Source organism: Bacillus cereus group sp. RP37, from assembly GCF_040459695.1.
GTDB lineage: Bacteria > Bacillota > Bacilli > Bacillales > Bacillaceae_G > Bacillus_A.
Genome location: NZ_JARVHP010000001.1, coordinates 1,318,399 through 1,331,910, shown reverse-complemented (window position 1 = coordinate 1,331,910; position 13,512 = coordinate 1,318,399). Strand labels below are relative to the sequence as shown.

Here is a 13,512-nt window from a genome sequence, read left to right as displayed (position 1 = left end):
AGGGCTTCTGTCAAAAGAAAAACAATAAAAACAAATTGATAATCATTCTCAAAAAGTATTTATTGTTTATTAATAGCCTCAACGACTTCTTTCATTAAAACTGGTGATGCATAAGCTTCTACACTAGAAGCAAGAGCTAACACCGCTCCAATTACAAGAAAGAAGCATGTATAACGAATTAATAATGGTAATAGCGGCTCGGTTATTTTCCGGATAAATTGATGCCTAATCATGCGTAAGGAAAAGCTTGCGGCAATTGTTGTCATAACGAGAAATACTGGAATGATAATGAGATTTTGTGGCAATACAGAAACGAATGCTAGTAATAATCCATTCCATCCATGCTGACTTACTAAAAAACCTACTGTAAATCCGACAACTACTCCTTTTACAAATAATAAAATAAAAATAAGTGGCAATCCAATAATTGAAATCCCCAAAATCCAAATAAATCCAATGTATTTTAATTGCGAAAAGTAACTTTCTCGAAACATTTCGCCTGCAATAGCAAATTCTCCTTTAGAAACTTGTCCAAAAAAACGTTGTAAATAAAATGATAAATCTTGTTTTTGATTTAATTGTAAACTATTTACAAGAATCGCCCCAAATATTACTCCCATCAATAATAAAACAGCGTTAAATATATATAATGAAGAGTTTTCCTGTATGTGAGACATTACGCGGTCTTGCCAAGTTTTTCGCCACATTTTTCTTCCCTCCGTTCACACTCTTACTAAAAATGTATGAAAGAAAGAAAAAAGTATGACGAATTAACATTGAAATTCCGCTCTACTTTGCTAAACTAAAAAGTAGAGAATAGGAGGGATTTCTCTTGAAACCATTATTATTAGATTTTCCAACATTATTTCAAACTGAACGCTTACAAGTTCGTAAGCCATTTCCAGGTGATGGTGCAGAAGTGTATGAAGCAATCCAAGCTTCTCTAGAAGACTTAGTACCGTGGATGCCAATTAACGCTGAAACAGAAGAAAGTGCTGAAGAAATCGTTCGTAACGCTCACGGACAGTTTTTACTTCGTGAAACACTTGATTTTCACTTATACGATAAAGTATCTGGTACATTCATCGGAGCTATAACGCTCAAGCCTGAAAATTGGGATATTCCAAAGTTTTCACTTCACTTCTGGCTGCATAGCGCTTATACAAAACAAGGCTATATGACTGAAGCAATTAAAGGTGCCATTCAATTTGCCTTTGATAAGCTAAGTGCTAGAAGAATTGAAATTCGTATTGATGCAACAAATACAAATGCATGTAACCTAGCAGAACGTTTAGAATTTATTCTAGAAGGTACAATGGAAAATGATTTCATAGCACCAGATGGTAGCTTACGTGATGCACGCGTATACGCAAAAATCAATTAAAAAACACTCGCCTTTGGCGAGTGTTTATTTTTGTAGTTGTAAATATTGTACTGCAAACATTGTTTTCGCATCATGAATACGAAGATCTTTCATAAGAGTAGTCGCTTCTTCTAACGATACCTCCATCAATTCCACAAACTCATCTTCATCTAACTCGGCTTTATTTTCTTTTTTCGTCAAACCTGTCGCTTTATATACATATAAAATTTCATCTGCAAATCCTGGAGATGTATAGAAAGAAGTAATAAACTCCATATTTTCACATACATATCCTGTTTCCTCTTCTAATTCACGAACTGCTGTCACCTCAGGTTTTTCACCAGGTTCTAACTTGCCGGCCGGAATTTCTATAATCGCCTTTTCAAGCGCTTTACGATACTGCTCAACAAGCACAATTTTCCCCTCATCAGTAATAGCAATAATAGCAACTGCACCAGGGTGATTTACAATTTCACGTTTACTCATTGCTCCATTTGGTAATACTACATCATCAACACGAACTTTTATAACTCTACCATCAAAAATTGGCTCAGTTTTTACTGTTCTCTCTGCAAGATTACTCATACTACTTCATCTCCCTGTTCTATTTCCTATTCTTTCCTCATACATTTTACCACATTGAAAGGAGCGTGATAGAAATGAAAGTTTATATTTTACCAAATCGCGTCACTTTAGTCGGAAAAGCATGGCAAATTCGCCATAAGCTAAAACAATATGGCAAAGAGTATACAACTGTACAAGAGTGGATTACAGCAAATAAAGTGAAACATTAATCGGATTGGCCCGTCCCCCCTCTAATTATTAGCCATATCAATCGAACTTTTATGGGGAGTAAATGTGGGATTGAAAGTAAACGTTTGTCAACCTCTTTTCCCTCTCGTACAATAAAGGTAAGGAGGTTGACCTATGAAAAAACGTCAATTAGGAAACTCAGATTTGTTTGTTACAGAAATGGGCCTTGGCTGCATGTCTCTCGGTACATCTGAAACAGAAGCTATGCGTATTATCGATGAAGCAATCGATTTAGGAATCAATTTTTTTGATACAGCGGATTTATATGATTATGGATTAAACGAAGAATTTGTTGGAAAAGCCTTAAAAGGGAAACGAGACCAAATTGTTCTTACAACGAAGGTTGGAAATCGATGGACAGAAGAAAAAAATGGCTGGTCTTGGGATCCTTCTAAGAATTACATAAAGGCTGAAGTGAAAGAAAGTTTACGTAGACTTCAAACTGATTATATTGATCTTTATCAACTTCACGGCGGGACGATTGAAGATCCTATAGATGAAACAATTGAAGCCTTTGAAGAATTAAAAAAAGAAGGTATCATTCGCCATTACGGTATTTCTTCTATACGTCCAAATGTCATCCGTGAGTATGCAAAACGTTCAAATATCGTTAGTGTACTAATGGAATATAGCCTTTTAAATCGTCGCCCCGAAGAATGGTTCCCGCTTCTTAATGAACATCAAATTAGCGTCATTGCTCGCGGACCACTTGCAAAAGGAATTCTAACTGACAAGAATGCAAGAAAGATAGAAAGAGTAAAAGAAAAGGATTACCTTTCTTATTCTTACGATGAATTATATGCGACACTGGATAGTGTAAAAGAAATAATCGGAGAAAGCTCTTTAACAGGAACAGTTATTCAATATTGCTTACATAACGAAACTGTTGCAGCTGTTATACCTGGTGCAAGCTCTATTCAACAATTGCAGGAAAATGTACAGGCTAGTAAACAAACACAGTTAACAACAGCAGAATATATACAACTTCAGCAAATTGCTAAATGTGATACCTATGATTTACATCGTTAAAAAGACGCTACCAGTATGGTAGCGTCTTTTTATAGCGTATCATATTTATCAGGATTCGTTCCTACATGTAAATTACGATTTAACGTATTAATTTGAGTCATCTCTTCTTCCGTTAGTGCAAAATCAAAGATAGTAAAATTCTCTTTAATACGGGATGGTGTAACAGATTTAGGAATCGTCACTACCCCGCTCTGAATATCCCATCTTAATATAACTTGCGCAGGTGTTTTATCATATTTGGTAGCAATGGCCTGAATAATCGGGTGCTGAAATACTTCCCCGCCTCTCATTAATGGGCTCCATGCTTCCATTTGAATTTGCTCACCTTGACAGAAATTACGCAATTCAAATTGCGCTAACATCGGATGAAGTTCCACTTGGTTGACCATCGGCTTCACTTTACAATTTGGTAATAACAGTTCTAAATGATGTTTATGAAAATTAGAAACACCAATCGCGCGCACTTTACCTTCTTCATACAGTTTTTCTAACGCTCGGTACGTATCGACATACTTCCCTCTTATTGGCCAATGTATTAAATATAAATCTACATAGTCCATTTGTAATTTCTTTAAGCTTTTTTCAAACGCCTCAAGTGTTTCCTCGTATCCTTGATCGTCGTTCCAAACTTTTGTTGTAATAAATATGTCTTCTCTCGGAATCCCTGATTCACGAACCGCTTCTCCGACACCGCTTTCATTTTCATATACAGTTGCTGTATCAATCGAACGGTATCCAACTTCTAACGCTGTTTTTACTGCTTGTTTTACTTCGTCGCCTTCTTTCGCTTTATAAACGCCTAGACCAATCATCGGCATTTTTACGCCATTATGAAGTGTAGTTGTTGGAATGTGCACAGTCGTCTCCCTTTCATTCTTACATTTTTTTATAAGCCACCACTTTATTTCAACAAGATTCAACCAAAAAGTCAAAACATATGTACAGTTTACATAATAAAGTGAAACTTTAATCAGTGGGGGTTTTCTTCATCCCCCACTGATTATTAGTTGAACCAATCGGACTTTTATGGGCAGTTGATCCCCCACCTAACTTCTTTGCTTTCGCTGCATTTTGAGGTGGGGGTCTTACTGCCCATTAAAGTCGGATAAATTTATACACCTTAAAAAATAATGCGAACTCATTCATTCACGTTATTTTCTATCCATTTCTTCGCTTTTTCATCAACATTACGTACAAACTCATTTTTCCCTTCCGTATATAACGTACCATCATATGTATACTTTTCAGCTAATTCTTTCTTTAAAGTTGCATATGCCTCAGCTTCTTCACAATGAGCCATCATATAATCACGAAATGCTAAATGCCTTACTATCTCAGGATTTCCTTTTTCAAACACGTGTAAGTGATACGAGCGTTTTTCCTCAGTTCCATGAATAAAATAACGACGTCTTGAAATACCGTTTTCCCCTTTTACGATGTAACCAAGCTCTTTAAAACGTTCATTCCAATGATCTACTCTGTCGATACTCTCTACTTCCATAATCATATCTATAATTGGTTTTGCTGCCAGTCCTGGCACTGACGTGCTTCCAATATGATGGACTTTCACCATTTCTGGCATCGCCGATTTTAATCTTTCGGCCTCTATTTGAAATTTTTCGTTCCAATGATTTTCATGCGGAACGACTACAATTTTCCTCATTTAAACTCCCCTTTTCTTACAAGCTCGTCAAAAAAATGATCAGCGGTATTCACTGATCATTTTTTATATTATTTAAAGTCTTTCCAAGTAAGGCTACTTTCACTTAACAGTTCTTCAAATGATTTATTCTTTTCACGTTCTTTTTGTTCTTGGCGCTTTCTTTCCAGTTCAGCTGCCTCTTTTTCCTCTTCTCTCACTTGCAATTCTTTCTTCTTATTCTTTAATTGCTGCATGAGTGAATCATTTAATTGATCACCTAATGTAAGCGACTCTTTCTCTAGTTTATTCACTTGCGATTGTCTTTGCATTTGTCTTTGTTTCTTTTTCTTCATGCTACTCACCTTTTACTTTTTTCTCCATTATAGTAGATACACAATGAACTCGACAATAAAAAAGGCTCTTTACTCTATTATTCATCTTTTGTAAATATGTTAATTTTTCGAAAAAACTAAATTTTTATATGGATATAATCCTATGAATCTATTAAAATTATGTCGTATGATGTCAGATTATAAAAAAAAAGGAGAAATGAATTATGTGGAAAAAAATCATTCCTGCTGTTGCCGTTTTAAGCACCATTACTTTTTCAAGCGTATTTGCCGCTCCCCCATCTCAGACTCCAGCTGAACAAAACCGCTACATAGACGTACAAATGCTTGGTATTAATGATTTTCATGGACAACTAGATACTGTTAAAAAAATTAATAACAAAGAAGCTGGTGGCGCTGATTACTTAGCTACTTATTTAAAAGAACGTAAAAAGCAAAACCCTAATACACTTCTCGTACATGCTGGCGATATTGTCGGAGCTAGTCCACCAGTTTCAGCGTTATTACAAGACGAACCAACGATTGAATTTTTAAATGACTTAAAATTCGATGTTGGTACAATCGGAAACCATGAATTTGATGAAGGTATTGATGAAATGCGCCGACTTATTTATGGTGGTTACCATGAAAAAACAGGCAATTTCAAAGGCGCAAACTTCCCTTATGTCGCTGCAAATTTCTATAACAAATCAACTGGTCGCTTATTTTTACCACCATTTACTGTAAAAATGGTTGATGGTGTTCCTGTAGGATTCATTGGAGTTGTTACAACTGATACACCAAATGTCGTTATGCCTACCATGCTTAAAAATGTACAGATCACTGACGAAGTAGAAGCAATTAATAAATCCGCGCAGCAATTAAAGCGTCTCGGTGTTAAATCCATCGTCGTCCTTGCCCATGTCGGCGGAACAACTGATGATTCTGGCGTGACAAATGGAGACCTTACTCGAATTGCAAATGAAACAGATCCGGAAGTTGATGTTATTTTCGGTGGGCATAGTCACACATATGTAAATGGTACTGTAAATAATAAACTAATCGTCCAAGCGAACTCTTATGGAACAGCTTTCTCAGACGTAGATGTGACAATTGATCGTAAAACAAAAGATATTGTAAAGAAAAAAGCTGAAGTGATTACAACATATCATGAAGGTGTAGAGCCTGATAAACAAGTAAAACAAAAACTAGATCAATATAAAGAAAAAATCGCACCACTTGTAAATGAAGTTGTAGGAAAATCTACAGCACCTATCGACCGTAAACAAAATGATGCTGGTGAATCTACTCTTGGGAATGTAATTGCCGACGCACAGCGTCAAACGATGCAAGCTCAAATCGCACTTATGAATCCTGGTGGTATTCGTAATGACTTAGATGCTGGCGATATTACATGGGGCGAATTATACGGCATTCAACCTTTCGGAAACCAATTGATTAAGGTAGATTTAACAGGCCAAGATATTCGCGACATTTTAAATCAGCAATGGCAAAAAGGAACGACGAGAATGCTTCAAATTTCAGGTATTCAATATACGTGGGATGCAAATAAACCAAACGGTGAAAAAGTTACAAATATACGTTTAACAAACGGCGAAGAGTTATCTTCATCTAAAACGTATAGCGTAGTGGCAAATGCCTTCTTAGCTTCTGGCGGTGATGGATTCGTATCATTTAAAAATGGTAAAAATGCAGAAACTGGTCCAAACGACTTTGAAGCGCTAGTCGATTACGTAAAACAATTAAAAGAACCTATTCAGCCAATTATTGATGGTAGAATTCAAAAAATAAATTAAGTACGCTCAGAATAAACAATCTTAATTTTTCATCTTAAAAAATACACACGGACCTTTTATTTTATCCGTAATATATGTGAAACCTAAAAAGGATACTCGTTCTTACAATGAACATAGTATCCTTTTCTTTAGTTATCAAAATGTGATGTTTTATTAAAATCATATTGTTGTAAAAATTGTTGTAACGCCTCTTCTACAAGTTTAGACTTTTGAATTCCTTTTGATTCTGATATAACGTCTAATTTTGCTAATATTTCTTTATTAATAGAAAAAGTACGTTTCTTTTTTTCTGTACTTATACTCATAATTGGCGCGCTTACTTCTTCTCTTTTTCTTAATAATTCATAAATGCTTTGTAATTGCTCATAAATTAATAATTGATAATCTGTTTTCTCATGTTGAAGGGCGGTCGCTTCTTGGAGTTGTAAGTGACGTGGTTCTTCTCCATCTCCTACAAAAATACGTTTCTTCTGCTCTCCGTCATATTCATATCCAATTAATCTTAATTTCTTCGATAGTGTATATGGACTTATTTCAAGGCGTTTCGCTATAATAGCGATGGATTCACGTCTATTTAAACAATCTATAATTTCTCCAATCGTCACAATCTCCCCTCCTCCCGTATTGAAATGACACTAGTATGGTATGTTACAATGATTTTCTAACAGTATATGCAAAACGAATAGCCTGTGCGATTCATACGATTTCAGAAAAGGAGGGTTTCAATATGCTTTTTCGTAGCTATACCCCACAGTTCTATAATGAAAATAAACAACTCATTCCTAATAGTGTCGCTACGATGGAAAGCGTTATGATTAATAATCGAAAACAAACTCTCCTTATACGCGGTCAAAACGTAGAGCAGCCTATTTTATTATGTTGTCACGGCGGACCTGGTATGGCACAAATCGGATTTATTCGTCATTTTCAAAAAGAATTGGAGAAACACTTTATCGTTATTAATTGGGATCAGCGCGGGGCAGGTAAATCCTTTTCAATGAAAGATTTCGGGGCAAATTTTACAATCGAACAATTCGTTTCCGATGCAAAAGAAGTTATTCAATATGTACTTAAAAAATTCAATAAACAAAAACTATTTCTTGCTGGTCATTCTTGGGGGAGTATTATTGGGCTTAACATAGCACATCGATATCCAAAGTATATCGAAGCTTACATTGGTATTGGACAAATTGTACATATGAAACAAAATGAAGAACTACTATATCAACATTTAATTAGCTCTGCCAAAAAACATGATCATAAAAAAGCATTAGCTTCCCTTTTAAAATTAGGTAAACCACCATTTTTAGATACGAGACGTCTCATTATTCAAAGAAAGTGGCTTGGCACATTCGGGGGTGCAATTCAAAATGGATCTTCCTTTTCTTTCATACGAAAAGGCTTCTTTTCTCCTGAATATACGCTATTAGATTGGTTCAAATTTCTCGCAGGAAACTTAAAATCTGGTGTTTTATGGGAAGAAATGCTGACAATTGATTTCTTTTCTTCTATTTCAAGTTTATCTATTCCAGTTTATTTTTGTTCTGGTCGTTATGATTATCAAACTCCTTATGCACTCGTTCAAGAATATTGTGATGTTATGGAAGCACCCATAAAAAAAATGATTTGGTTCCCAAATTCAGCACATTCTCCTGATTTAGAAGAACCAGAACTATTTGCTAATTCTTTACAATCAATTAAACAAGAGCTAGCTTTTCAGCATTCGTAACAAAAGGCTCTTTTACATTTCATAGAAAACATTTTATAATAATATGTCGCAACTATGTATAAATATAGCAAAGTGCTTCATATTTACTTGCCTTAACACAATAAAAATTTAGGGAGATTACATTTATTATGAACGCTGTACTCGTCGCAGTAGCAGTTATGCTATTGCTTAGTTTGTTACGTGTCCAGGTCATTGTCGCCATCATTGTTGGAGCTTTAACAGGCGGAATTATCGGCGGACTCGGTATTTCAGAAACTATTAATACTTTTACAACTGGTCTTGGTAACAGTGCTCCAATCGCTTTAAGTTATGCAATGCTTGGCGGTTTCGCTATTTCCCTTTCCAAAACAGGACTTCCAGATGCCATGATTCAAACTGCATTAAAATGGATTGGCAATGAACAAGACACGAAAAAACAAGTTTATTCTAAAATACTTATTTTATTCATCATTTTAACGATGGCTTGTTTCTCACAAAATGTGATTCCTGTTCATATCGCTTTCATCCCCATCTTAATTCCAGCACTTTTAAAAGTATTAAATGAGCTGAAAGTGGATCGCAGACTTGTTACATGTATTATTACATTCGGATTGATTACTCCTTATATGTGGATTCCAGCAGGGTTCGGAAAAATTTATCATGACGTATTGCAAACAAATGCTGCGCAAAGCGGTCTTACATTTGATGTCGCGCTTATTCCAAAAGCAATGACTATTCCAGCAATCGGTATGATTATCGGATTATGTGTAGCGGTATTCATTACATACCGAAAACCTCGTACGTATGAAACAGAACAAATTCATACTACTGCAAATGAAATCGTTCCCTATACAAAACGGAGCATTACTTTCGGATTATTATCTATCATAGCCACATTAACTGTTCAATTAGCAACAGAATCAATGATTTTCGGTGCTTTAGCGGGGATTATCGTTTTATCAGTAAGTGGTAGTCTACCACTTAAAGAAGCAGATGCGATATTAACAAGCGGAATGCGTATGATGTCCTTTATCGGTTTTGTTATGATTGCTGCCGCTGGATTTGGCGCTGTTCTTCGAAAAACAGGACATGTTGAATCTCTCGTGCAAACGAGTGCTCATATAATCGGAAATAACAAACCACTCGCTGCATTTCTTATGCTTATTATTGGACTTCTCGTTACGATGGGAATTGGTTCATCCTTTTCAACCATTCCTATCTTAACAACAATTTTTGTACCTCTTTGCATGCAGCTTGGATTTAGTCCAATGGCCACAATTGCAATTATCGGTACAGCCGGAGCGCTAGGTGATGCCGGATCTCCAGCGTCAGATAGTACACTTGGACCAACATCAGGTTTAAATGCTGATGGTCAACACCATCATATATGGGATACATGTGTACCGACTTTTCTGCATTATAATATACCGTTACTTATATTCGGCTTTATTGCCGCAATTACATTATAAAAGGTGCGTTTTATACGCACCTTTTACTTTTTTATTTTTCCTTTTAATTGTTGAAAAGCTATTTTCCCATTATCTTCGACATAGCTTTCAATTGCCGGTAGTGATGGAGCTATCCATTCACACTCCATACTCCCATTCGGCCCAATAATTTTCAATTTATCTGGTATATGTATATTTAGAAATCTCGCTGACCGAATTAACTCAATAGCAATCTGATCACTTGAGGCTACAATTCCATCTATATACGGATTGTTTTGCAATAATGTAATAAACTGTTTATTCGTATACCCTTGTACACATACTTCTCGATAAGAGATTCCTTCCTCCCAAACAGCGTCTAAAAATCCTGATATGTGCTCTTCCATTTCTTCACTATCTTCTCCCTCATCGAAATAAGCAAGAAAGTGACAGCCTTTCTCTTTTAATACAGAAACCGCCCTTTGTCCACTTTCATAATGATTTGCATAGGATTTTTTTTCATCAATCACAACAAACGGAAGTGAAATTTCTCCTATACTTTTAAAGACTGATCTTGTCACAATAACACCTGCAACGTTATTTTCTTTCAACATATGTATGTATCTATCTTTATTCTCTATATTACAAACAATGATTTGATATCCTTCTTTATACGCTATTTCCTCAATACAATGTAGCAAAGTGATGTTTGATAGGTCATATAAATTATCTACAAGTAATGCAATTATCGTTGAATTTTGTTTAAACAATGGCTTTGTTGCACTATTTGGCCTATAACGTAATTCCTCAATTGCTTCCTTTACTTGTTTTACTGTGTCCTCATGAACGTATCCTTTTTCATTAATAACTCGTGAAACGGTTGCGACTGAAACACCTGCCAATTTTGCAACATCACGTATAGTTGCCACATCGTCACCCCTTAATATGGTAATAGATTACAATTTTACGGTAACCTAAATTACAATTTTCGTCAAGATTAATAACTTATATTCCTGAAAATTGTTACATCAATTCGTTAAGTGATACCCCAACTGAATTTCATGTACAATTGGAATATTATCATATCCGATACGTGGAATTTCTTTCTTTATTTTTCGCGCCTCTTCCACTGCATTCACATATAAATTGGTCATCATAAAGTTCCGTTTTTGGTAAAAGCGTAAAGCGTTCATATTATCATTTGTTGTAATGAGCCATACCTCCTTGCAATGTTTCTCTTTTGCAACTTGTAATACACAGTCCACAAGTTTCGTCCCTATTCCTTTTCTTTCTTCAAAGCTATCTAACGATACAATTTCGCACATATTTCCGGTCACTTCATACGTTATAATTCCGATTATTCTGTCATCTAATAACGCAACAAATCCTGGCAATTCTTCTAACTGATGCCCCTTACCACGCGAAACCATCAATGAACTCCCCCAGTTCTCACACATGAATATTCGGATTGTTTCTTTCATCGCCGGCGTAATTTTTTGTATATACACCATTTCCTATTTCTCCCCTTTTCTATCATTGTGATACAATGTAAGTGTATCACATGTAACGGTATTTGGAGGATGAGGTAAAGTATGAAACGTTTTTTTGCAGCATTGTTTACTATACTAGGTGCAATAACTGCCCTTGGGATTTTCTTTACAAATAAAGTGATGTACTTAAAGAAAAAAACAGAGGAAGAAGTACTCGAAAGAGAAACGAAAAAACATTTTCGTATAGAGGATTTTGATGCTCTTCATAAAGAAGAAATTCATATTCCTTCGCAATTTGGATATGATCTTCACGGATATTACATTCCTGCTGGTCATTCCAATAAGTTTATGATTTTTTGTCACGGCGTAACTGTAAATAAAATGAACTCTGTAAAATATGCAAGGTTATTTTTAAACAGAGGATATAATGTCGTTATTTATGATCATCGTCGTCATGGTAAAACTGGTGGAAAAACAACAAGCTATGGATACTATGAAAAACATGATTTAAAATCTGTAGTTGACTGGCTAAAAAGTCGTTTTGGAACAAATATAACACTCGGTATTCATGGTGAATCTATGGGAGCTGCAACACTTCTTCAATATGCAGGACTTGTAGAAGATGGTGCTGATTTCTATATTGCAGATTGTCCTTTTTCTGATTTCTACGGGCAGTTACAACACCGTTTAAAGGTTGAATTCCATTTACCTAAATGGCCTTTATTACCTTTAGCAAATGCTTTTTTAAAAGTACGTGACGGTTATACGATTCGTGAAGTTTCACCAATCGATTGTATAAAAAACATTCAAAATCCCGTCCTCTTTATTCATAGTAAAGATGATGATTATATTTTAGCTGATATGACGAAAGCACTATATGAAGCAAAAGAAAACAATAAACAACTTTATATTGCAGAACGCGGCGCACACGCTTGCTCTTATAACGAAAATAAAGAAGAGTATGAAGCAGCCGTTGATCAATTTTTAAAATCATATGTAAAAGAAACAAAAAACAGGCTTGCATAAGCCTGTTTTTTTTATTGCGCTAAAACGTCTGTAACTTGTTCCATGTTTTCAGAAATCCATTGCACTGCTTCATCCAGTGTTGGAAATTCTGTCGTTTGAAATGTTACTTCATCTTGAAGTAACCAAACATCCTTTGCCTCTTGCCCTACACCTGCAATGGACCAATGTAACAAACTATATGGATGATTATCATTCAAAAATGATGCCCACGTGCGCTCATTTGCAATGTTTCGTAATGTATGTAATTGTTTATCCATCTCTCGTCACCTTACTCTAGTCAGTTATAAAAAACATTATAACACTGTCTTCTCTTTCAAACAAAGTGCTCTTTTTGCCCCGCTATTTGCGGGCAGTAAAACTCCCACCTCAAAATTCGGCTGAAACAAAGAAGTTAGGTGGGAGATTAACTGCCCCTAAAAGCCCGATTGGTTCAACTAATAATCAGCGGGGGATACCTCCCCCATTGATTAAAGTTTCACTTTATATTGTCAAGCACTTCTCTTGATTATATGATGGAATTAAGCGTTTGGGAAGGAGGGATAACGTTGGCAAAAGTACAAATTAAAGTAAATGATAATGGCTCTTTTCGCGTTACAGGGGACGTGGAATTAGTCGATTCACAAGGGAATGTATTCCCAGCAAAACCGGCATTTTCTTTATGCCGTTGTGGTTTATCAAAAAATATGCCTTATTGCGATGCTTCGCATAAAGGTAAATTCGAGTCTGTTGTTAGAGCACCAGAGGCAGAATAATTTAACATGTGACATGCACATTTTTTTGTGCATGTTTTTTCTTTTTAGTAACTCCGTTATATCCCTTCTCCTTACAACATTTCTAATACTTTTGTCTCCATTCCAGCCTACATATA

17 protein-coding genes are annotated in these 13,512 nt (G+C 35.6%); 8 read left to right on the top strand and 9 right to left on the bottom strand.

The genetic code is table 11. The features are described 5' to 3' along the window. Nucleotides 1-59 precede the first annotated feature (59 nt). Nucleotides 60-677: a stage II sporulation protein M gene (gene spoIIM, locus QCI44_RS07140; protein ID WP_223261012.1), complete on the bottom strand. Its 618-nt coding sequence runs from the start codon at nt 675-677 to the stop codon at nt 60-62. A 155-nt stretch (nt 678-832) separates the two neighbouring features. Between spoIIM and QCI44_RS07135 the strand changes: the two genes are divergently transcribed. Then, nucleotides 833-1,384 carry a GNAT family N-acetyltransferase gene (locus QCI44_RS07135; protein ID WP_000803488.1) on the top strand — a complete coding sequence of 184 codons (552 nt, stop codon included), beginning with the start codon at nt 833-835 and terminating at the stop codon, nt 1,382-1,384. Nucleotides 1,385-1,408: 24 nt separating this feature from the next. Here QCI44_RS07135 and QCI44_RS07130 read toward each other — a convergent pair whose 3' ends face one another. Further along, complete coding sequence (locus QCI44_RS07130; protein ID WP_016086419.1) at nt 1,409-1,948, bottom strand: NUDIX domain-containing protein; 540 nt, start codon at nt 1,946-1,948, stop codon at nt 1,409-1,411. A 74-nt stretch (nt 1,949-2,022) separates the two neighbouring features. Between QCI44_RS07130 and mciZ the strand changes: the two genes are divergently transcribed. Then, nucleotides 2,023-2,157 carry a Z-ring formation inhibitor MciZ gene (gene mciZ / locus QCI44_RS07125; RefSeq protein WP_000870296.1) on the top strand — a complete coding sequence of 45 codons (135 nt, stop codon included), beginning with the start codon at nt 2,023-2,025 and terminating at the stop codon, nt 2,155-2,157. 133 nt (nt 2,158-2,290) lie between these two features. After that, nucleotides 2,291-3,205 (top strand): aldo/keto reductase, encoded by a 915-nt coding sequence (gene lolS / locus QCI44_RS07120; RefSeq protein WP_088084322.1) that lies wholly within the window; start codon nt 2,291-2,293, stop codon nt 3,203-3,205. Nucleotides 3,206-3,234: 29 nt separating this feature from the next. Here lolS and QCI44_RS07115 read toward each other — a convergent pair whose 3' ends face one another. From QCI44_RS07115 to QCI44_RS07105, 3 genes are all read right to left on the bottom strand, one after another. Next, nucleotides 3,235-4,062, bottom strand: a complete 828-nt coding sequence (locus QCI44_RS07115) for an aldo/keto reductase (protein WP_016135300.1) — start codon at nt 4,060-4,062, stop codon at nt 3,235-3,237. Nucleotides 4,063-4,343: 281 nt separating this feature from the next. Beyond that, nucleotides 4,344-4,868: a GrpB family protein gene (locus QCI44_RS07110; protein WP_016135301.1), complete on the bottom strand. Its 525-nt coding sequence runs from the start codon at nt 4,866-4,868 to the stop codon at nt 4,344-4,346. A gap of 68 nt (nt 4,869-4,936) precedes the next feature. Further along, nucleotides 4,937-5,200 carry a YqkE family protein gene (locus tag QCI44_RS07105; RefSeq protein ID WP_016086415.1) on the bottom strand — a complete coding sequence of 88 codons (264 nt, stop codon included), beginning with the start codon at nt 5,198-5,200 and terminating at the stop codon, nt 4,937-4,939. Between the two features lie 203 nt (nt 5,201-5,403). Between QCI44_RS07105 and QCI44_RS07100 the strand changes: the two genes are divergently transcribed. Then, nucleotides 5,404-6,993, top strand: coding sequence for a bifunctional metallophosphatase/5'-nucleotidase (locus QCI44_RS07100; protein ID WP_016086414.1), 1,590 nt, complete (start codon nt 5,404-5,406; stop codon nt 6,991-6,993). Between the two features lie 128 nt (nt 6,994-7,121). Here the strand turns inward: QCI44_RS07100 and QCI44_RS07095 are convergent, their stop codons facing one another. Beyond that, on the bottom strand, nt 7,122-7,598 hold the full coding sequence (locus QCI44_RS07095) for a ribbon-helix-helix domain-containing protein (RefSeq protein WP_016086413.1): 477 nt from the start codon (nt 7,596-7,598) through the stop codon (nt 7,122-7,124). 122 nt (nt 7,599-7,720) lie between these two features. On the opposite strand from QCI44_RS07095, the gene QCI44_RS07090 reads away from it, so the two are divergent. Then, entirely contained in the window at nt 7,721-8,722 is a 1,002-nt protein-coding gene (locus tag QCI44_RS07090) for an alpha/beta fold hydrolase (RefSeq protein ID WP_016086412.1), read from the top strand. A gap of 128 nt (nt 8,723-8,850) precedes the next feature. Next, the gene (locus tag QCI44_RS07085) at nt 8,851-10,170 is read left to right on the top strand and encodes a Na+/H+ antiporter family protein (RefSeq protein WP_016086411.1); all 1,320 of its coding nucleotides are present in this window, start codon (nt 8,851-8,853) and stop codon (nt 10,168-10,170) included. Between the two features lie 23 nt (nt 10,171-10,193). Here QCI44_RS07085 and QCI44_RS07080 read toward each other — a convergent pair whose 3' ends face one another. Beyond that, nucleotides 10,194-11,057 (bottom strand): LacI family DNA-binding transcriptional regulator, encoded by an 864-nt coding sequence (locus tag QCI44_RS07080; protein WP_088084324.1) that lies wholly within the window; start codon nt 11,055-11,057, stop codon nt 10,194-10,196. A gap of 99 nt (nt 11,058-11,156) precedes the next feature. Then, complete coding sequence (locus QCI44_RS07075; protein ID WP_016135305.1) at nt 11,157-11,639, bottom strand: GNAT family N-acetyltransferase; 483 nt, start codon at nt 11,637-11,639, stop codon at nt 11,157-11,159. 81 nt (nt 11,640-11,720) lie between these two features. Here QCI44_RS07075 and QCI44_RS07070 point away from each other — a divergent pair, with 81 nt between their 5' ends. Continuing rightward, nucleotides 11,721-12,644 (top strand): alpha/beta hydrolase, encoded by a 924-nt coding sequence (locus QCI44_RS07070; RefSeq protein ID WP_016086408.1) that lies wholly within the window; start codon nt 11,721-11,723, stop codon nt 12,642-12,644. Nucleotides 12,645-12,655: 11 nt separating this feature from the next. On the opposite strand, the gene QCI44_RS07065 is transcribed toward QCI44_RS07070, so the two are convergent. Continuing rightward, a complete protein-coding gene (locus QCI44_RS07065; RefSeq protein WP_016086407.1) occupies nt 12,656-12,901 on the bottom strand; it encodes a DUF2552 family protein in 246 nt (81 codons plus the stop codon). Between the two features lie 288 nt (nt 12,902-13,189). Between QCI44_RS07065 and QCI44_RS07060 the strand changes: the two genes are divergently transcribed. Continuing rightward, nucleotides 13,190-13,396, top strand: coding sequence for a CDGSH iron-sulfur domain-containing protein (locus tag QCI44_RS07060; RefSeq protein WP_001151582.1), 207 nt, complete (start codon nt 13,190-13,192; stop codon nt 13,394-13,396). Nucleotides 13,397-13,512: the final 116 nt, after the last annotated feature.